17 protein-coding genes are annotated in these 20,218 nt (G+C 65.6%); 1 reads left to right on the top strand and 16 read right to left on the bottom strand.

The features are described from left to right. Window positions 1-23: 23 nt before the first annotated feature. From SBP02_RS09350 to SBP02_RS09295, 12 genes are all read right to left on the bottom strand, one after another. Complete coding sequence (locus SBP02_RS09350) at window positions 24-1,010, bottom strand: type II secretion system F family protein (RefSeq protein ID WP_318646111.1); 987 nt, start codon at window positions 1,008-1,010, stop codon at window positions 24-26. After that, the gene (locus SBP02_RS09345) at window positions 1,007-2,440 is read right to left on the bottom strand and encodes a CpaF family protein (RefSeq protein WP_318646110.1); all 1,434 of its coding nucleotides are present in this window, start codon (window positions 2,438-2,440) and stop codon (window positions 1,007-1,009) included. The genes SBP02_RS09350 and SBP02_RS09345 overlap by 4 nt, the downstream gene beginning before the upstream one ends. A gap of 3 nt (window positions 2,441-2,443) precedes the next feature. Continuing rightward, window positions 2,444-3,664, bottom strand: a complete 1,221-nt coding sequence (locus SBP02_RS09340) for an AAA family ATPase (protein WP_318646109.1) — start codon at window positions 3,662-3,664, stop codon at window positions 2,444-2,446. Next, entirely contained in the window at window positions 3,658-4,146 is a 489-nt protein-coding gene (locus SBP02_RS09335; RefSeq protein ID WP_318646108.1) for a TadE/TadG family type IV pilus assembly protein, read from the bottom strand. Before SBP02_RS09335 ends, SBP02_RS09340 begins: the two co-directional genes overlap by 7 nt. Beyond that, window positions 4,146-4,616 carry a TadE/TadG family type IV pilus assembly protein gene (locus tag SBP02_RS09330; RefSeq protein ID WP_318646107.1) on the bottom strand — a complete coding sequence of 157 codons (471 nt, stop codon included), beginning with the start codon at window positions 4,614-4,616 and terminating at the stop codon, window positions 4,146-4,148. The genes SBP02_RS09335 and SBP02_RS09330 overlap by 1 nt, the downstream gene beginning before the upstream one ends. 87 nt (window positions 4,617-4,703) lie before the next feature. After that, entirely contained in the window at window positions 4,704-6,044 is a 1,341-nt protein-coding gene (locus SBP02_RS09325; protein WP_318646325.1) for a pilus assembly protein TadG-related protein, read from the bottom strand. A gap of 6 nt (window positions 6,045-6,050) precedes the next feature. Further along, complete coding sequence (locus SBP02_RS09320) at window positions 6,051-6,323, bottom strand: hypothetical protein (protein WP_318646106.1); 273 nt, start codon at window positions 6,321-6,323, stop codon at window positions 6,051-6,053. 86 nt (window positions 6,324-6,409) lie between these two features. After that, window positions 6,410-7,936, bottom strand: coding sequence for a type II and III secretion system protein family protein (locus SBP02_RS09315; RefSeq protein ID WP_318646105.1), 1,527 nt, complete (start codon window positions 7,934-7,936; stop codon window positions 6,410-6,412). A gap of 79 nt (window positions 7,937-8,015) precedes the next feature. Next, window positions 8,016-8,828 (bottom strand): Flp pilus assembly protein CpaB, encoded by an 813-nt coding sequence (gene cpaB / locus SBP02_RS09310; RefSeq protein WP_318646104.1) that lies wholly within the window; start codon window positions 8,826-8,828, stop codon window positions 8,016-8,018. Window positions 8,829-8,840: 12 nt separating this feature from the next. Further along, window positions 8,841-10,163, bottom strand: coding sequence for a P-loop NTPase family protein (locus SBP02_RS09305; protein WP_318646103.1), 1,323 nt, complete (start codon window positions 10,161-10,163; stop codon window positions 8,841-8,843). Window positions 10,164-10,190: 27 nt separating this feature from the next. Continuing rightward, window positions 10,191-10,697, bottom strand: a complete 507-nt coding sequence (locus tag SBP02_RS09300; RefSeq protein ID WP_318646102.1) for an A24 family peptidase — start codon at window positions 10,695-10,697, stop codon at window positions 10,191-10,193. A 21-nt stretch (window positions 10,698-10,718) separates the two neighbouring features. Next, window positions 10,719-10,916 (bottom strand): Flp family type IVb pilin, encoded by a 198-nt coding sequence (locus SBP02_RS09295; RefSeq protein WP_318646101.1) that lies wholly within the window; start codon window positions 10,914-10,916, stop codon window positions 10,719-10,721. Between the two features lie 421 nt (window positions 10,917-11,337). On the opposite strand from SBP02_RS09295, the gene SBP02_RS09290 reads away from it, so the two are divergent. Continuing rightward, complete coding sequence (locus SBP02_RS09290) at window positions 11,338-12,213, top strand: response regulator transcription factor (RefSeq protein ID WP_318646100.1); 876 nt, start codon at window positions 11,338-11,340, stop codon at window positions 12,211-12,213. Between the two features lie 124 nt (window positions 12,214-12,337). Here SBP02_RS09290 and ligA read toward each other — a convergent pair whose 3' ends face one another. The 4 genes from ligA to SBP02_RS09270 all read right to left on the bottom strand — a co-directional run bounded on the left by ligA (window position 12,338) and on the right by SBP02_RS09270 (window position 19,992). Further along, window positions 12,338-14,731 (bottom strand): NAD-dependent DNA ligase LigA, encoded by a 2,394-nt coding sequence (gene ligA / locus SBP02_RS09285; protein ID WP_318646099.1) that lies wholly within the window; start codon window positions 14,729-14,731, stop codon window positions 12,338-12,340. A 62-nt stretch (window positions 14,732-14,793) separates the two neighbouring features. Then, on the bottom strand, window positions 14,794-15,621 hold the full coding sequence (gene zipA, locus SBP02_RS09280) for a cell division protein ZipA (protein WP_318646098.1): 828 nt from the start codon (window positions 15,619-15,621) through the stop codon (window positions 14,794-14,796). Window positions 15,622-15,840: 219 nt separating this feature from the next. Beyond that, entirely contained in the window at window positions 15,841-19,329 is a 3,489-nt protein-coding gene (smc, locus tag SBP02_RS09275; protein ID WP_318646097.1) for a chromosome segregation protein SMC, read from the bottom strand. Window positions 19,330-19,332: 3 nt separating this feature from the next. Then, window positions 19,333-19,992 carry a GntR family transcriptional regulator gene (locus SBP02_RS09270; RefSeq protein WP_318646096.1) on the bottom strand — a complete coding sequence of 220 codons (660 nt, stop codon included), beginning with the start codon at window positions 19,990-19,992 and terminating at the stop codon, window positions 19,333-19,335. Between the last annotated feature and the right edge of the window lie 226 nt (window positions 19,993-20,218).

Below are 20,218 nucleotides of genomic sequence, written 5' to 3'. Positions count from 1 at the left end.
ACCTCCCGCGCTTCCGCCAGCGGTTAGACTTGAATCCTGATGATCTTGCGGATCCAGAAGATCCCGACGAGCATGGCGACGAAGGCCGCCATCACCAGCTTCTGGCCGATGGGCTCCTTGATCAACAGGGGCAGATAGGTCGGGCTAGAGACTACGATCGCCGCCGCCAGCACGAACGGCACGGCCACCAACACCCAGGCGGACATGCGCCCCTCGGCCGACAGGGTCTTGACCTTGCGCTGGAAGCGGAAGCGCCCGCGGATGAGACTGCTCAAGCGCTCCAGCACCTCGGTCAGGTTGCCACCGGTGTCGCGGTGGATCAGCACCGAGGTCACCAGCATCATCACGGTCATGCTCGGCACCCGCTCGAGCAGGCCGAGCATGGCCCGGCGCACGTCGTTGCCGTAGTTGATATCGGCGAAGGTCAGGCCGAACTCGTGGGCCACCGGCCCCTTGTGCTCCTCGGCCACCAGTTGCAGGGTCTCGTTGAACGGATGGCCGGCGCGCAAGGCACGGCACATCGCGTCCAGGGCGTCCGGCAGGCCCTCCTCGAACTGGGCGAAACGCTTGCCGCGGTCGCTGGCGATCTTCAGCACCGGCAACCAGCAAACAATCAGGGCAACCGGCAGCGCCAACCACCAGAGCCGAGTGAACAGCCACAGCAGCGCGCCGGCCGCCACGCCCAGCAGCAGCCCGAGCAACAGCACGCGGTAGGCGCGATAGCCGTGTCCGGCCTGCTCGATCATCTGCGCCAGGGCCTCCATGGCCGGCAACTGCTCCAGCCGGGCCTCTAGGGGCGACAGGCGCCGCAAGTATTTCTGCCGCAGCACCGTCTGCATGTTCGGCAGGTTGCTGGCATGCTCCAGCACATGCAGGCGCGACCTGATACGTTTGCGCACCTTCCCCGCTTCACCGAATACCGGCACCACCAGCCCCTGGCTGAGCAGGAACACCGCGGCGAACACCATGCCGAGGAAGGCCAGGATGAATTCGCTGGGAATCTGGTTCATGACTGAGCCTCCATCCATTCCGGGCGAAACAGGTTGAGCGGTAGCTCGATGCCACGCTTGGCCAGCACATCGCGGAACGCCGGCACCATGCCGGTCGGCCGGTAATCACCAAGCACTTCGCCCTGCTCGCCGATGCCACGGCGAACGAAGCCGAATATCTCGGTCATGGTGATGATCTCGCCCTCCATGCCGTTGATCTCCTGCACGCTGACCAGGCGCCGCTTGCCGTCTTCCTGACGCTCCAGCTGGATCACCACATCGATGGCCGAGGCGATCTGCTGGCGCAGGGCCTTGATCGGAAAGGTCGCGCCGGTCATGGACACCATGTTCTCGATACGCCCCAGGGCATCACGCGCGGTATTGGCGTGGATGGTGGTCAGCGAGCCGTCGTGGCCAGTGTTCATCGCCGTGAGCATGTCCAGCGCCTCGGCGCCACGCACCTCGCCTATGACGATGCGGTCCGGACGCATGCGCAGGCTGTTGCGCACCAGCTCACGCTGGTTGACCTCGCCACGGCCTTCGATGTTCGGCGGCCGGGTTTCCAGGCGCACCACGTGCGGCTGCTGCAGTTGCAGTTCGGCCGAGTCCTCGATGGTGACGATCCGCTCGTTGTGCGGAATGAAGCTGGACAGCACATTCAGCATGGTGGTCTTGCCGGTGCCGGTACCGCCGGACACCAGTACGTTCAGGCGGCCGCGCACGATAGCCTTGAGCACCAGGGCGATGGCCGGAGTCAGGGTTCCCATCTGCACCAGGCTCTCGGCATTGAGCAGGTCCACCGCGAAACGACGGATCGACATGCTCGGCCCATCGATGGCCAGCGGCGGGATGATCGCATTGACCCGCGAGCCGTCCTTCAGGCGCGCATCCACCAGCGGCGAGGACTCATCGATACGCCGGCCCAGGTTGGAAACGATACGATCGATGATGTTCAGCAGATGTTGATCGTCGCGAAAGCGCACATCGGTGCGCTGCAACTTGCCGTGGCGCTCGACATAGACAGAGGCGTGGCCGTTGACCAGGATGTCCGACACGCTGTGATCGGCCAGCAGCGGCTCCAGCGGCCCGAGCCCGAGCACCTCGTCGGTAATCTGCTTGATGATCAGCTGGCGGCTGCTGACGCTCACCGGCGCCGAATGCTCGTCGAGCAGGTGCTGGCTCAGTTCGCGAATCTGCCGCCCGGCATCGGCGGGCTCGAGGGAGTCGAGCAGCGACAGGTCCATCACCTTGAGCAGCTGCTGATAGATCTTCTCCCGCCACTCGCTTTCCATCGGATTCAATCTGGACCTGGTCTCATAGAGGGTGTCCGGCGCGCTGCCCTCCCAGGCCATAGGCGCCGCGGCGGCGCCGTCGGCGAGGGCCTCCTGCGCATCTGCCTTCGAGTTCTTGGCAGGTTGCTGGCGCAGTCGATTACGAAATTCACTGAGCATGGTCTATCCCCTGAACAGTCGGCCGAAGGTACGTTTCAGCAAACCCTGCTCGGCTGCCTTGGTGCCGAGCAGGGCCTGGCTCAGCTCGCGCATGCCGAGGGTCAGCGGCGCCCGCGGCGCATGCAGCTCCAGCGGCACCCCGGTGTTCTGGCTTTCGCTGACCACTGCATAGTCGTTGGGGAGCTTCTGCAGCTCCGTGCAACGCAGCGCCTCGGCGATGTCCTGCAGGCTGACCGGCGAGGCCTTGTCGTAGCGATTGACCACCACCTGGAAGCGGTTGTTCTGCACCCCCAGTTCGTCGCGCATGATGCGCACCAGGCGAGTGGCGTCCTTCAGGTGGCTGAGGCTCTGCTGCAGCAGGATGTAGACCCGATCGGCCTGTTCCAGGGTGACACCGGTGAGGTGATCGATCTGCCGCGGCAGGTCCACCACTACCCAGTCGTAGGTGCTGCGCGCCAGGCGCAACAGGGCCTCCAACTGCTCCAGACGTACATCCTGGGCCAAGCACAACTCCCCGGCCCGCCCACCCAGCACATGCAGGTTCGGGCTGAAATGGCTGCAGAAGCCGCGCAAGGCGACGCTGTCCATCTCATCGATCTGCTGCATGACCTCCACATGGCTGTGCGCCGGCACCACATCCAGGCAGTGAGCGACGCTGCCGAACTGCAGGTCCAGATCCAGCAACAGGGTGCTACCGCCTCGCGCGCTGAGCTGGTGAGCCAGGTTGCAGGCTAGCAGGGTGGCGCCCGAGCCGCCCTTGGCGTTCATCACCGCGACCAGCTTGCCGCCGACCGCCTGCCCGGCATGGGTCTCCTGAATCATCCGCTCCAGGGCGGCCAGCAGCTCGTCGGCGGCCACCGGCTCGGGCAGGAAATCCCGGGCGCCGGCCTGCATTGCCAGACGAATCCCCTCATGCTCCTCCAGCGGGCCGCAGATCAGGAACGGCGGCCGTTCCTGGGCAGGACGCTGCAGCAGGGCGGCCAACTCCTCGCGCCACAGATGGCTGACCCGCAACAGCAGAAACTCGGGCATCCGCTCCAAGCCATACAGCGGGTCGGTATGGCCGTTAGTCACCAGCCGCGTGGTCACCTGCAGGCTGGGCAGGCGTTCGCTCAGGGCCTTCAGGTGAGTCAGCGCCGCAGCGTCGCGGCTGCTGATCAGTAGCTGCATTTTCTGCTTATCCGGCGCTCGGATTGCCGTCGGAGCTTCTCTCGATGTCAGCATGATGTGTCTCCACCCTCGCCATCTGAGCCGAGGCTTTCGCGGGGCAAGATCGCCCTGAATACCGGTAAGGTTACGTCGCCACCCAATGGTGGCGGGATCAACAAGGTGAAGGGAAAGCTCTCGACACTCAGCTCAACGAAACGGATGGAACTCAGGTTGGCAGGATCACCGGGGTTGCTCACCACGGCGCCGTTCTCATCCAGGTAGCTCAAAGTCAAGTGGCCGGTTGTCAGGTTACCGATCAGGCTGCTGGCGCTGCTGTCCCCGGCGTCATTGAAGATCGCCCGCTGCTTCACTATCGTCTCGTCGCTGATGGCGCACACCGCCGCCAGCCGTGCGCCCCGGCGTACCACCTCGTCCAGGGCATTGACGGTGAACAGCAGTCGGCCCATCTCCAGAATGCCGAACAGCAGGGTGAACAGCAGCAGGCCGATGATGGCGAACTCCACCACATAGACGCCCTGCATACGTTTCTTGTCCATCACAGCGCCCTCATGACCACGGTGGAGTTCAGCGCGATGTTCAAGGGAATCGACGAACCGAAGAAGGTCGGCAACGAATTGCCAATCACCGGGCGAAAGGTGTAGGAGATGCTCACCCGCACGTGTTCGGCGCCCACCGAGTTGACCTGTACGTCGCTCGGCGCCAGATTCGGCACCACCGATGCATAGCCGCGCGGATTGGCCGGCACACCGTAGACGGCGACGTTCTTGGTCCTGGTCTGCAGATCGCCGGTCAGGTCGATCTGCCCGAGCGTGGCGTTCCAGGCCTGTCCGGCGACGTAACGGCCGGCGTCGCGGCTGGCCTGCAGCAGGTTGTTGTAGTGGTACAGCAGGCGGCCGAACTCGCCGATAGCCAGCAACAGCAACAGCAGCAATGGCAAGGCGATCGCGAACTCCACCATGGCCACGCCACGCTGGCTATGAAGCGGTTTGGATGGCCTGTTGCTCATCGCACACCTCTCTTCAGGTAATGGTCCCGGCCCTCGGCCCCTGCAAGTCCCACGCATCCGGCCCTGCAGGCGCCGCTGCCTGCCCACCTAGGAATCGGGGCTCGGCGTCGTGGGCGTCAGATAGGTCTTGTACAACTGGATGACCTTCGGCCCCACGTCGTCCACCACGGGCCCCGGCACGCTATCCCCTGCGCAATCCGTGACGAACTGGCCGAATATCTGCGCCTGGTTGCCCTGCTGGCTGACGGTCTGCACCAGGAAGAAGCAGCCGTAACCCAGTACCGGCACCGAGGTCTGCCCGCCGGAAACGCCATCGCAATTGCCTACCACTATCTTCAGCACCCGCCGCTCCAGCACGCCGTTGGCTTCGCAGCCGCTGGGGCAATTGGCGACGCTCTGCACCCAGTCGTTGTAGTCGAGCAAGTTCCTGCTGGCCGTCGCCAGGTCGCCGTCGTTCGAGGTGACCGGCTGGTTCTGGTGCTCCACCCGCGGCGGCGAGGTGCTATCGTTGTAGGTCATCCGCGGTGTGGTGAAGCTGATCACCTTGTCCGGCGGATAGTCACCGGGGCTGATCGGCCCGGAATACTGGCCGAAGCGGGTGTTCAGCCCCTGGGCCACAGGCCCGACGGTGTTGCCCGGCTCGGTTTCCACGGGCTCGCCCGGGGTCAGGCACTGATCGATGCCGCCGGCCAGGGCCTCGCGGATATCCGCCGCGCCGGTGTTGTCGCCCAGGCGGATCAGCTGGAAGTTGCCGGGGCCGATCGCCGGGGCGTTGCCCGCCGCGCTCTTCAACACCTCCAGGTCGCCAAAGCGGTAGCCCCAGAACATGCCCGTACTCGGGTCGTACTGGTTCTCATCACCACAAACCATCAAGGGCGCCAGATCGCAGGGAGCGGTCTGGCTCGGCCCGGCAGTGGCGATGGCCGCCACCGCCTTGTCGGCGAGGCCGCCCGCGCCGAACGCCTGGGCGAAACCCCAGAAGAAGCCGGGCAACGCGTAGTCCGCCACCGTTACCCGCACGAAACGGGCATCCACCGGCCCGGGGAAGGCAAACGGCCCTTCGACATCGGTGGCCAACTCCACCTGGGCGAAGGCACCGACGCCACCGGCCGCCGTGATGGCCGCCGCCAGCTCGCCGTTGCCACTGGCGTTGGCATTGAGCGACAGGGTGTTCAATGCGGCATCCCGCGTCTGACTGGACGCGTTCCCGGTGCCCATGACCTGACTCAGGGTCTTGGCCCCGCTGAGAGCGGCGGCGTCCACCGCATTCTGCAGCCGCGCCTTGTTCAGCAGCATGTGCCCACCGTCCAGCGCCAGGGCGGACATCAGCAGCATGGATGCCAACGCCACCACGACCAGCACCATCACTGCGCCCCGCTGGCCATGCGGCAACGTGGTGAACGGCCGTTGCATACGGGGGTTCATGATCCGCCCTCAGTTATTGATGTTGATCTGGATGGGCTGGCCGACCTGCTGCGCATCGCCGGTCACCCCGCGATAGCCATCCATGACCTTTTCCGTCAACGGGCCGTCGGTGCCGGTCGCGGAGACCTCAGTACCGGGGGCCGCCGCCTGCTGCTTGTCGGCGATCTGCTGATAGTGGACGTCGTAGACCGTACTGCCGAGCGGCCCTACCCGCCCCTCCTCATAGGTCATGCATCCGGCCAGGGCGAATGCCAGCGTGCACAGGGGAATCATGGTTTTCATCTTCGCTACCTCCAATAATTCGATGTCGCGGCGGCCTGCTTTGCAGGCGTTCACCCGTCACCAGAAAGCTCTTGCTCCCTTAGCCGCTAATTCAGGTCATGACCGAAACTGCCCTCGCTGACCCCAAGACTGACAGGCACCCGCCGCCCCGGTTGACGCCCCTTGGTCTTGCCGAGCAGATAGAAATCCAGGTCGCTCGGTTCGACGAACTTCTCGGTGGGCAGGCGCACGCTTCTGGCGTCTATCGGCTTGGCCAGATGCGGCGTCACCAGGATCACCAGCTCGGTTTCGCCATTGACGAACTCCTGGCTGCGAAACAGGTGGCCGAGCACCGGTATATCGCCCAGGCCGGGGAAGCGGCTGACGAAGTCGCGGGTGTTCTCGCTGATCAAACCGGCGATGGCGATGGTCTGGCCGTTGCCCAGTTCGACGGTGGACTGCGCGCTGCGCTTGGTCAGTGCCGGCACCAACAATGATGTCTCTACGGCGTCCCCCGTCTGCACCACCAGGCTATTGGCCGCCACCAGCTCGCTGACCGAGACATTCAGGTTGAGGTTGATGCGCCCGGAGTCGAGCACCACCGGGAGGAACTTGACCCCCACGCCGAACTCCTTGAACTCGATGGTGATGCCATCGTCGTCGGATACCGGGATGGGGAACTCGCCGCCGGAGATGAACTCCGCCTGCTGTCCGGTCAGGGTGGTCAGGGTCGGCTCCGCCAGCACCTTGGCCGAGCCGTTGTCCTTGGACGCCTCCAGCACCACATTGAAGAGGAACTCGTCGGAGAGGAACTGGGCGAAGATGCCCTTGCCGCTTCCGATCAGGCTGGTCGGGTCGGGAATGATAAACCCGTCGTTCAGCGGATCGGGAACCAGGCCGATCGGGATGCCGCCAGGCCCGACTCCGCCGTTGAAGCCACCGCCGGACCAACGGCTGGAAGAGCCGAAGTCCAGCGCGTTGAAGCGCACGTTGAGGCTCTTGACCAGGCTGCGCTGCATCTCCGCCACCTTGACCTCCAGCATCACCTGCTGGCTGCCGCCGACGGTCAACAGATTGATCACTTCCAGCGACTGGGTCGGCGCCGCGGCGGCTGCCTCACCCTCGCCCTGGACCACGCTGGCGGTCTGCGCGGTGTAGGTCTTGGCCAGCTTGACCGCGGTATCCGCCGCCGCCGCGCTGCTCACCTGGCCGCGCAGCACCAGCGCGCCCTGGGCGCTGAACACCTCGATGCGCTCGTTGGGCATCAGTTGATGGAGCTTGCCCTTCAATCCGCCGAGGTCGTGCACCACCTCGAGGTCGAGGCTGTCGATCAGGCGGTTCCTGCCATCCCAGAGCAGCACGTTGGTGCTGCCCAGGGAACGTCCGAGCAGGTAGACCTCGGAGGGGCTGGTGATCAGGATGTCGGCGATCTCCGGGTTGCCCACCGAGACCTTCTTGACCGGTGCGCGGGTGGTGAGTACCCGCGACTTGTAGATCGGCACCTGGACGTTGCTGGTGTTGGCCGCCGGCATGGCTGCAACCCCAGGCGACGCTTCCGCCGCCATCAGGGGCACGAGCGGCGAGCAGGTACCGAGCAGCACCAACGCGCAAGCGATTTTCCGAATGCTTTGCATATCCTTCTCCTTGCCTGAAAGGTCTTTTGCTCGACCATGCCAGAAGGCTAGCCGGCCATATGCCAGTGGCAAACGACTCCTAGAGATGCACCTTGGCCACCTTCACCTCGGTGCCACGAATGATGGTCACACCTCCGCCGCCGGAGCTGCGCCGCACCACGCGCTTCACCGGAGCCGGACTAGGTGCCGGCGCCGCTGCCACGGCCGCCGGCTCCTCGACGACTTCCGGCTTCTTCTCGTTGTTCAGCGGGTTGCGCAGGGCCAGTTGCAGCTTGCCTTCGGTCTGCGCCTTGACCAGCACCTCGGCCTCCTCGCTGGTCATCTCCAGCGTCACCGCACGCACCACCACCGGCTGGGTCTTGTCGGTGCTGGCGGTCTGGTCGACCGCCAGCACTCGCAGGTCTTCGAGGATGGTCTTCGATTCGGCCTCGTTGCCGTTGCCGGCGCTTTTCTTGGTGGCCAGGACATCGACTCGGTTGCCCGGCAACAGGAAGCCGCCGACTCCGACCACATCGTCCACCCGCACCGAGATGGCGCGCTTGTTCGACTCGATCAGCGAGGCCAGGGTGCTGCCGCCCAGGTGCTCGGCCAGCCGCGCACCGCGCACTATGTCGCCGCGCAGCATGCCGAAGGTGGCGATCTTGCCCACCACCTTGTCGGGGGCGTCGAAGGCATCGTCCGGCGCCGTGCCCTTGGGCATGCGCACCAGGGTCACGTGCTGGGCTTCGACCATCTGGCCGAAGGGTATCTCCACAGTGGCCACCACCACGTTCTGCAGGTTGTCGTCCGGGCTGGCGTTCAGCCGGGCACTGAGCCAGTTGTTGGCCATCCACGCCGCGCCCAGGCCGAGGATTAGGGACAGGGCCACCAGGGTAAGAGTTCGCGCACTCATGTCAGTATCTCCTTAGCCGAGAAAGTCGAGCTGGACGAAGTAGTTGCGCCAGGCCCACTCCAGTTCGCCTGGCGACAGCGGGCCGGCGCCGTCTTGGTAGCGCTGGCGATCCAGCGCCATGCCGAGCAGGTCGCGGGGGTGGCAGGGCACCAGCGGCATCCCCTCGACCTCGTACAAGCCCTGCAGTACGAAGCCCAGCAATGCCTCGTCGTAGGCGATGCCCAGGCGGTCGCACTCCTGGCGCCAGATGCGCGTGTATTGATCGGGCGTGAGGTAGTCGAAGTGCAGCTTGTAGCCGATGCGCCGCAGGAAGGCCTCGTCGGCCAACTCCAGCGGGTTGAGATTGGTCGAGAACACCAGGATCAGGTCGAAGGGCAGCTCGCAGTGGCGGCCGCCGCCGAGGTTGAGGAAGTCGCGCTTCTCCTCCATCGGCACTATCCAGCGGTTGAGCAGCTGCGCCGGCTCGACGCGCTGACGGCCCATGTCGTCGATGATGAACAGGCCGTTGCTGGCCTTGAGTTGCAACGGCGCCTGGTATTGACGGCTGAAGGCGTCGTAGCGGATGTCCAGTTGCTCCATGCTCAACTCGCCGCCGGTGATCACCACCGGCCGCTTGCAGCACAGCAGCCGGCGATCAATGCCCTGGTTGAGCATCAGGTTCTTTTGCTGGCCCTGATCCTCCAGGCGCTGATGCACCTGCGGGTCGTAGATCTCCACCACCGCCTCGTTGATCGCGATGGCATGAGGCACCCAGACCGCCTCGGCGAACAGCCCGATCAGCCGCGAGCTGATATAGGTCTTGCCGGTACCCGCCGGACCATAGATCATCACGGCCCGTCCGGAATTCATCGCCGCGCCCAGTTGATCGAGCATGGCCTCCGACAGCACCACTTCGGCGAAGGCCGCGTGCATATCGCTGGCGGTGATACGACCGTGGTGGATGGTCTGCAGCTTGAGCAGGGAGCGGTAGCTGCTCACCGGGTAGGGCGCCGCGCCGATATAACCGCTGCGGGCCAGGGCGTCGCGGGCGCTGCTGCGACCGCGCTCGGTCAAGCCATAGCGCAGCGCCTGGCCACCGGTTTGCCCCAGCACTTCGATGCGCCCGTCCTTGCGCAGGAAGCCGAGCACCTCTTCGAGCACCGAACCGGTCAGCGCCAGGCGCTCCACCAGCCTCGGCATATCCAGCACGCCGGCATCGTGCAGGTGCTTGCACACCAGGTCACCGAGAAAGCTGTCTGCCAGGCCGGTCTCGCGCACCGTCCGCGGTTGCGGGGCCAGCCGCTGCACCGCCTCGCGCTGGCTGGGGTAGGCGTCGCTGTCGCTAATGGCGTACATCACGGGCCTCCAGAACAATAAGACGGTTTACAGCCAATACAGGCTGGCGAACGTGCCCAGCAGAATCGCCACCGAATAGGGAAAAGGCTTGCCGGCCACTTCGTCCGCCGCCGGCGCCAGGTAGGCCCGGGCCTTGAGCATCAGTCCGTAACGTCCCAGGGTCTGCAGCAGTTGCCCGCGCACCAGCACGATCAGAAAGCCGCACAGGCCGCCGGCCAGCAGGCTGAACAGCGCCGCCCAGAGTGCTCCACTCGGAGTAAGAAAGGCGCCGACCATGGCCATCAGCTTGACGTCGCCGGCGGCCATGCCGCCCAGGGCATAGAGCGGAAGAAACACCCCGAAGCCGACCAGCAGCCCCAGCGTTCCATCGCCCAGGCCACCTAATCCACCCGAATAAGCCTGGCCGGCAAGCCCCAGGGCGAGGCCCAGTACAACCAGGAGGTTGGGAATGCGGTGGCGGCGCAGATCGCTCGCCACCGCTATGCCCAGCAGCCCTAGTAGCACAATGACGGGGACCATCTGCTCCATGAACATCGCTACATCACTTTTTAAGAATTACGGTGTGCAATCAACACCATTGACTGCGTCGTCCAGACATTCAATTGCTGTTGCCACACTGCCCCCCAGAAGCACGAAAGCACCTACAGCGCCTAGCGTCACCAGCCCACCAGCCACCGCATACTCCACGATGGTCAGGCCCTCTTCGTCTTTTACGAACTTCATCATCGAAGTCTTGATTGCTTGAAAAGTCATTTTGCCCACCTCACTAGAAAGTCGCTCTTCCAGGAAACCGGCGGCACTTCTTGCCCCGCCTGACTCGAACCCTAGTAAGGGTGCGGCCCGAGGGTTAGAAGAGTTTTGCGGAACACTAGGACTATTTTGCGGCGCAGGCGAAACGGCGTGCAGAACCGCAGCACCCGGCAGTACGTGGAAAATGCCTTTGCGCGAGAAGGACTTGCTAATACGTCCTAAGAAGATTCGCAAGCGGCGAAGCAATCCGAAAAAGATCGAAATCGCCAGACAGAGGAAAGCCGCACAGTCATTGGCTCGAGCCTGTATACAGAACCCAAAAGTCTAAGAAGCCTGCGCTTTATCGAGAGTTGATCTTTACAGTACTGGCATTCTGACAATACTTCGAGGTGGGGACACAACTAAGGCGCAGAGCTAAGAAGCGATGTCTAACTCGGCCACCAAGCCATTCCTGTTATGGCTCGACATGACACACGACCGATCGGTTGCCGACCTGATCGCGCATTTTCGCGGCATTTGCGAGTGCCGCCTGGCCGAGGCGACCGCCATGCCTCAGCGGGCCAGCGCGCAACAGCCGGACATGATCTGCATGCATTTCGACCGCCCGGACGCCCTCGGCCTCAACCTGCTGCTGGAGGTCAAACGCTGCGTGCCCTCCATCCCGATCACCATGTTCACCGTGCAGCACTCCGAGGAACTGGCCGTGTGGGCCATGCGCTCGCGGGTTTGGGAGTACATGGTGCTGCCCCTGAGCGCTGCCGAGAAGAACCGCTACCTGCGCTCCCTGATGCAACTGTGCGAACTGCGCCGCAGCGCCGTCAGCCAGGGCAAGAAGCCCCTGGTCGAACGTTATCCGAGCGTTCCCGATAGCATCCGCATGACCGCTGCGCACCAGAAGCACCGGGCGTTGAACAAGGTCCTGCAATACATAGATGAGCATTTTCGCGAGAACATCGACCAGAAGGCGCTGGCGCAGCGTTGCGGGATGACCAGTTTTCGCTTCAGCCGCCTGTTCAAGGAGGTCATGGGCGTCGGTTTCATGGACTACATCCTCGGCAAGCGCATGGACTTCGCCAGGGAGCTGCTCGACAACAGCCAGATGCCCATCACCAGCATCGGTTACGAGGCCGGCTTCAAGGACCCGTCCTACTTCGCCCGGTCCTTCAAGCAGTACAACGGCTGCACCCCCAGCGAGTATCGCCAGTCGAATCGCGGCGAACAGCCCGGCGGTCTCGTCTCGGCCGGGAAGGATTCCTCGCAGAAGGTGATCGAAGGCCTGCTTCGCGGCGTCAGGGCCTGACCCCTCGCGGCAGACCTGGCCCGCCCGTCGACGCTGCCATAGCCCGTAGAGTGGATGGCGCCCTCTTCATCCAGCGGGTACCGCCGGCAGAGCGCGGTTGCTGCGCGCAGCGCACCCTACAGGCCTAGCCCAGGCGGCTCAGCTCCGCAAGAAACTCCGCCTCGTCCAGCACCCGCAGCCCCAGTTCCTGGGCCTTGGCCAGCTTCGAGCCGGCCCCCGGCCCGGCCACCACGCAGGTGGTCTTGGCCGACACCGAGCCGGCCACCTTGGCGCCCAGGCTTTCCAGTTTGTCCTTGGCGACGTCGCGGCTCATGACCTCTAGGCTACCGGTCAGGACCCAGGTCTGCCCGGCCAGGGGCAGCCCCTCCACGGCCTTGCGCTCGCTCTGCCAGTGCATGCCGAACTCACGCAGCTGCGCCTCGATCGTCCGGGCCCGCTCAACGTTGGCCGGCACCGCGAAGTGCTCGCGCAGGGCCTGCTTGGCCTTCTCGTTGAGCCCCTTCATCACGCTCAGCTCCAGCCAGTCCTGACTGAGGGCGATCACACCGTCGAGGCTACCGCCCTTCTCGGCCAGCTTCCTCGCCCCGGTGGCGGCGATGCCGGCGATATTCAGCTTGTCGAGCAGCCCCTCCAATGTGGCGCAGGCGGCGAACTCGGCGCCGAGCTCGCCCTCCTCCTGCAAGGCGATGCCACGGGCCAGCAGGTCGCGGATCACCTGCTGGTTGTGGCCGTCGGCGAAGAAGTTGCGAATCTCGTGGGCGACCTCCAGGCCGACATCCGGCAGGTAGGTCAGCACCTCCGGCAGCGCCCGCTGGATGCGCGCGAGCGAGCCCAGGGCACGGGCCAACAACTTAGCGGTTTCCTCGCCGACATCGGGGATGCCCAGGGCGTAGATGAAACGCGCCAGGCTCGGCGTGCGGCTGTCGGCGATGGCGGCCAGCAGGTTGTTGCTCGACAGCTCGGCGAAGCCCTCCAAGCCGACGATCTGCTCGAAGGTCAGGCTGTAGAGATCCGCCGGCGAGCGCACCAGGCCCTCGTCGACCAGCTGCTCGACGCTTTTCTCGCCGAGGCCCTCGATGTCCATGGCGCGGCGCGAGACGAAATGGATGATCGCCTGCTTGAGCTGGGCAGCGCAGGCCAGGCGGCCGACACAACGGTACACCGCCCCCTCGCTGAGGGTCTCCCGCCCCTTGCTGCGCTTGACCAGCTGGGTGCGCTCGACCCGCGAGCCACACACCGGGCACTGCTCGGGCACCTGCACGGCACGGGCATCGGCCGGGCGGCGCTCGCGCACCACCTGCACCACCTGGGGAATCACGTCGCCGGCGCGGCGGATGATCACCGTATCGCCGACCATCAGCCCCAATCGCGCCACCTCGTCCATGTTGTGCAGGGTCGCATTGGACACCGTGACGCCGGCCACCTTCACCGGCTGCAGGCGCGCCACCGGGGTCACCGCCCCGGTGCGCCCGACCTGAAACTCGACGGCGAGCAGCTCGGTCAGCTCCTCCATCGCCGGGAACTTGTGGGCGATCGCCCAACGCGGCTCGCGGGCGCGAAAACCCAGCTCGCGCTGAGAGGCCAGGCTGTTGACCTTGAACACCACGCCGTCGATTTCATAGGGCAGCGTCTCGCGGCGCTCGCCTATGGCGCGGTAGTAGTCCAGGCACTGCTGTGCGCCCTTGGCCAGCTTCAGCTCACGGCTGATCGGCAGGCCCCAGCCCTTGAGCGCCTGGAGGATGCCGATATGGGTCTGCGGCAGTTCGCCCTCGACCCGGCCGATGCCGTAGGCGCACAGCTCCAGCGGGCGACTGGCGGTGATCTTCGGGTCCAGTTGGCGCAGGCTGCCGGCCGCGGCATTGCGCGGGTTGGCGAAGGTCTTGCCGCCACTCTCCGCCTGGCGCGCATTCAAGGCCTCGAAACCGGCCTTGGACATGAACACCTCGCCGCGTACCTCGAGCACTTCGGGCCAACCGCTGCCGTGCAGGCGCAGCGGGATGTTGCGTATGGTGCGCACGTTGGCGCTGATGTCCTCGCCGGTGCTGCCGTCGCCGCGGGTGGCACCGCGGACCAACTGCCCCCGCTCGTACAGCAGGCTGACGGCCAGGCCGTCCAGCTTGGGTTCGCAGCTGTACTCCACGTCGACGCCTTCGGCGAACAGGTCCCCGCTATGGTCGCCGGCCGGCAGATCCAGCCCCTCCCGCACGCGGCGGTCGAAATCCAGCAGGTCGCCTTCCTCGAAGGCGTTGCCGAGACTGAGCATCGGCACCTCGTGCCGGACCTCGCCGAAGGCACTGAGCGCCAGGCTGCCGACCCGCTGGGTCGGTGAGTCCGGGGTGATCAGCTCGGGGTGTTCGGCCTCCAGGGCCTTGAGCTCATGGTAAAGGCGGTCGTACTCGGCATCCGGAATGCTCGGCTCGTCGAGCACGTGGTAGCGGTAGTTGTGCTCATCCAGCTCGCTGCGCAACTGGGCGATGCGTTTGGCGGCACTCTGGGCGGAGGGGGCGGCGTCGGTCATGGGGCTCATCTCTCAAACGAAAAGAGCAGCCTGGGCTGCTCTTTTCGCGACACAATTGCTACTTAGCGTTTACCGGTCAACTGCTTGCGCTCGAACTCGACGATGCGCTGGCGGTAGTGTTCGATGGTCTGGGCAGTCATCACGCTGCGCTGGTCGTCCTTCAATTCGCCGTTCAGCTCGTGAGCCAACTTGCGCGCGGCGGCGACCATCACGTCGAACGCCTGCTTCGGGTGGCGCGGCCCCGGCAGGCCGAGGAAGAAGCTCACTGCGCGGGTGCTGAAACCCTCGATATCGTCCAGATCGAAAGTGCCTGGCTTGAGCGCGTTGGCCATGGAGAACAGCACCTCGCCGTTGCCGGCCATGCTCTCGTGACGATGGAAGATGTCCATTTCGCCGAAGCGCAGGCCGCTCTCGAGGATGTTCTGCAACAGGGCCGGGCCCTTGAACCCTCCATCATCCCGGGCGACCACGTTGATCACCAGGACTTCTTCCACCGCCGCCGGCTCTTTGCCGACGTTTTTCTTGGCGCCGTTATGGGCCTCCGGGGCCCCCTGGTCGACGGGGCTGAGCAGGGTCGGCACCGGCTCGTCCAGGTCCAGATTCAGGTCACCCTGGCGCGGCTCGTTGGAGCGGCGCCGACTCGACTCACGGGCGCTCATGGCCGGCAGGTCGTGCTCGTCCAGCGAAGGCTCCTGCTGACGCTGAACGACCCGTGGCGGGCCGAGCAGATCGGGATCGCCCTCATCGTCCACTCCGCCGGCCATGCTCCGGTCGAGCTTGAATTTCAACTTGCCCTTACCGCCACGCATGCGCCGCCAGCCATCGAACAAGATGCCGGCAATGACGATGATACCGATGACGATCAGCCACTCGCGCAGACCGAATTCCATGAAATACCCTGACCCCTAATGAATTTTCTACGTAAAAAAGAGCATCCCGCCCTTACTTCGATGACCTTGAAACGCGGCGCCAACTCCATGTTCTGTCAGGCGTTTTCCACGTGCGATAAAAGTGCGCAATAAGCTAGCACGACGAAAGGCAACTTTACACAGCCGACAGGTCGTTATAACAGCTGGCCGTGCAGCGCGATTGTTGCACGCCCAGCCTTCTCAGGCCTCGACCATGGCCAACGCCTCCTCCACATCCACCGCCACCAGGCGCGAGCACCCCGGCTCGTGCATGGTAACGCCCATCAGCTGATCGGCCATCTCCATGGCGATCTTGTTGTGGGTGATATAGATGAACTGCACCTTCTCCGACATTTCCTTGACCAAACGGGCATAACGGCCGACGTTGGCGTCGTCCAGCGGCGCATCCACCTCGTCGAGCATGCAGAACGGCGCCGGGTTGAGCTGGAAGATGGCGAACACCAGGGCCAGCGCGGTCAGCGCCTTCTCGCCGCCCGACAGCAGGTGGATGGTGCTGTTCTTCTTGCCCGGCGGCCGCGCCATGATGGTCACGCCGGTGTCCAGCAGGTCTTCGCCGGTGAGCTCCAGGTAGGCATTGCCCCCGCCGAACACCTTGGGGAACAGGGTCTGCAGGCCAGAGTTGATCTGATCGAAGGTCTCCTTGAAGCGGTTGCGGGTTTCCTTGTCGATCTTGCGGATGACGTTTTCCAGGGTATCCAGGGCCTCGACCAGGTCGGCGTCCTGGGCATCCAGGTAGCGCTTGCGCTCGGACTGCTGCTGGTACTCGTCGATGGCCGCCAGGTTGATCGGCCCCAGGCGCTGAATGCGCCCGGCGAGGCGCTCCAGCTCCTCCTCCCAGGCCTGCTCGCTGGCCTCCATGGGCAGGCTGGCGAGCACGCCGTGCAGGTCGTAACTGTCCTCGGCCAGCTGATCCTGCAGGGCCTTGCGCCGCACGTTCAGCGACTGCCACTCCAGGCGCTGCTGTTCGAGCTGACCACGCAGCAGCTGGGCTTGCTGTTCGGCCTGGCTGCGGCGCTTTTCCGCGTCGCGCAGTTCACGGTCGGCGTCCTCCAGGGCCAGGCGGGCGTGCTTGAGCTCCTCCTCCACGCCCAGACGGCGCTCGAGCAGCTCCTCGAGCTTGAGGCGCAGCTCCTCCAGCGGTGCCTCGCCCTCCTCCAGGTTGAGACTGAGCTGCTCGCGCTTCTCGTGCAGGCGCTCGGCCTGCAGCTCCAGGCGCTCCAGGGCCTGGCGGGTGGAGTCGTGCTGGGCTCGCAGGGAGCCCAGGCGCACGGCCAGCTGGTGGGCATGATCCTTGTGTTGACGCGCCTCCTGACGCACGCGATCGAGCCGCTCGCGCAGGGCGTCGCGGCTGGCCAGCAGGGTCTCGCGCTGCTCGTTGTCGAGGGCCATGGCGTCCAGGGCGTCCTGCAGCTGCAGCCGTGCCTCGCCCAATTGCTCCTGCTCCAACTCGCGCTGCTCGGCCTGTTCGGCCTGTTCACCCTCGAGCCGGCGGCGACGCAGGGTAAGCTGCTCGGCCTTGGCCTGGCCCGCAGACAGCAGGGCCTTGAGTTCGCCTAGCGCACGGGTGCGCTCCTGCAGCTGGCGGCGTTGCTGTTCGCGGCGCTCCTCCTGCTGGCGCTGGGTATCGCGCAGCGCCAGCAGGCGCTCGTCGAGCAGCTCCAGGGCGGCCTCACGCTCGTCGCGCTCCCGCCCCAGGCGCTCCAGCTCCTGGCCACGGGCCAGCACGCCACTCTCCGCCTCGCCGGCGCGGCGCACCCGCAGAAAGTGCCGGCCGACCCAGTAGCCGTCGCGACTGACCAGGCTCTCGCCCTCGGCCAGCGCCGCCCGCCCCGCCAGAGCCTCCTCCAGGGACGCCACCGACCTGACCCTGGCCAGCCAGGGCGCCAGGTCGACGCTCGCCTCGACCTTGTCCAGCAGGCTGCCGGCCATCCTGGCCGTACCGGCAGCGGAGCTGACCAGGCGCAGCTCGCCCTGGCTCAGGCCGGTGAAATCCAGACCGGCGAAGTCGTCCAGCAACACCGCCTGCAGGTCGGCGCCGAGCACGGTTTCCACCGCCAGCTCCCAGCCCGGCTCGACCCGCAAGCCCTCGGCCAGGCGCGGGCGCTCGCTCAGCTGCTGCTCGCGCAGCCAGTCCACAGCCCCCGCCCCCGGATCGAGCGCCGCCTGCTGCAAGGCTTCCAGCGAAGCCAGGCGCCCCTGCAGGCGCTGCAGCTCGCCCTGGGCCTGCTGTTGCGCCTGACCGGTCTGCTGCAATTCATCGCGCAACTGCTGCAGGCGCTCGGCCTGCTGCTGCTCGTCCGCCTGCAGCTGCTCCTGCTCCAGCTCGGCGGCGGCGATCTGCTCGCCCAGTTCGATGATCGCCGCGTCTTCGGGGTCGGCGACCAGCTGCTGCAATTCGTCGCCCAGGCGCCGCTGGCGTTCGGCCAGACGCTCCAGGCTCTGCTCCAGCTGCTGGATGCGCGACTGCTGCACCTCGGCCTGGCGGCGCGGCTCGGCGCTGCGCTGATTGAAGCCGTCCCACTGCTCCTGCCAGCCGTGCATGGCGCTCTCGGCCTCCTCCAGGGCCGCGGCGGCCTCTTCGGCGGCGGCGCTGCTCAGCTCCTGCTCGGGTTCGAGCATGGCCAGCTCTTCGCCCAGGGTGGCCAGCAGGGTGCGGTCGTGCCCCAGGTGCGACTCGGTCTCCTGGCGCGCCCGCTCGGCCTCGCGCAGATCGTCCTGCAGCTGGCGCAGGCGCTGCTGGCCGTGCTGGATGCTCTGCTCGATGCGGGCGATATCGCCGCCGACCGAATAGAAACGCCCCTGCACCAGGTTGAAGCGCTCGGAGAGCTCGTGGTGACCGTCGCGCAGGCGCTCGATGCTGGCATCGGCATTGCGCTGCTCGGCGACCAGCGCCTCGAAACTGACCTCCTGATTGCCGATCACCGCCTCGCGTTGGCCCACCTGCTCGTTCAGCGCCTGCCAGCGCAGAGCGGTGAGCTGGGCCTTGAGCTGTCGCTCCTCGGCCTTGTACTGCTGGTACTTCTCCGCCGCCTGGGCCTGGCGCTGCAGGCGCTCGAGCTGGCGCTCCAGCTCCTCGCGCAGGTCGGTCAGGCGGGCCAGGTTCTCGTGGGTGCGGCGGATGCGGTTCTCGGTCTCGCGGCGGCGCTCCTTGTACTTGGAGATGCCGGCGGCCTCCTCGATGAAGTTGCGCAGGTCCTCGGGCTTGGCCTCGATCAGCTTGCTGATCATGCCCTGCTCGATGATCGAGTAGCTGCGCGGGCCCAGGCCGGTACCCAGGAAGATGTCGGTGATGTCGCGGCGACGGCACTTGGTGCCGTTGAGGAAATAGGTGTTCTGGCTGTCGCGGGTCACCCGGCGGCGGATGGAAATCTCGTTATAGCCGGCGTATTCGCCCACCAGGGTGGCATCGGAGTTGTCGAAGACCAGTTCGATGCTGGCCTGGGTCACCGGCTTGCGTGTGTTGGAGCCGTTGAAGATGACGTCGGTCATCGACTCGCCCCGGAGGTTCTTCGCCGAACTTTCGCCCATCACCCAGCGAACGGCGTCGATGATATTGGACTTGCCGCAGCCATTGGGCCCCACCACCGCCGCCATGTTGCTCGGAAAGCTCACGGTGGTCGGGTCGACGAAGGACTTGAAGCCGGCCAGCTTGATGCACTTCAGGCGCATGGGTTAACGCTCGGCCAGGGTCGCCAGGACCAGTTGGCAGTTGTGCTCGCCGTAGCCGAGCAGCAGCTCGCGGGCGCGCCCGTGATCGCGCTCGACTATCGCCTGCAGCAACTGGGCGAATATCTCGAGAAACTGCGCCATCTCGCCTTTGCGCCGTTCCAGCGCCAGGTGATAGGTGCGGCTGATCGCCGGCAGCAGGTTCTCCACGGTTTCCTGCAGATAGGGGTTGTCGGCGAAGGGAAAGGCCAGGCGCATGACATCGAAGCTGTGCTCGACGAAGGCGTCTATGTCCTCGTTGCGCTGGCTCTCCATCAGCCGCTGCTGGATGGCCAGGAAAGGCGCGAGGTCGCCGTCGTCTCGCCAGCCGTCGGCCACGGCGCGGGCCAGGAGGATATACAGCTCCATGACCAAGGCATACAGGCTCTTGACCTTGTGCGGCGTCAGTTCGCTGACCTGGGCGCCGCGGCGCGGCAGGATCACCACCAGGTGACGGCGCTCGAGTATCAGCAAGGCCTCGCGCACCGAACCGCGGCTGACGTTGAGCGCCTGGGTGACCTTCTGCTCCTGAATCCGCTCGCACGCCTTCATCTCACCACGAATGATGCGTTCCGCGAGGTAATGGGCGATCTGTTCGGCGAGGCTGTCCGAGGCCTTGAACGTCATGATTTTCCTTGGGCTCCATGGACCTTGCGGGGCAGACGATAACGACGCCATAGCCCCGCCGTGCCGGCGCTGGAGAGGCTGGCGCGGGGCGCGAGTGTAGCACAGGGCGCCCGGTGGCCAATGGCACGAAGGGACGGACGCGCGCACCCTGACACCCGACTGCACCGCCGGCCCGGCTCGGCCCGCCCCTCGGATTCGGAGGTCAGCGTCATGGAACGGGCTAGCC

It is taken from the genome of Pseudomonas benzenivorans (genome assembly GCF_033547155.1).
GTDB lineage: Bacteria > Pseudomonadota > Gammaproteobacteria > Pseudomonadales > Pseudomonadaceae > Aquipseudomonas > Aquipseudomonas benzenivorans_B.
Note: the sequence above shows the minus strand (reverse complement) of the source record. Positions and strands in the feature narration are given on the sequence as shown.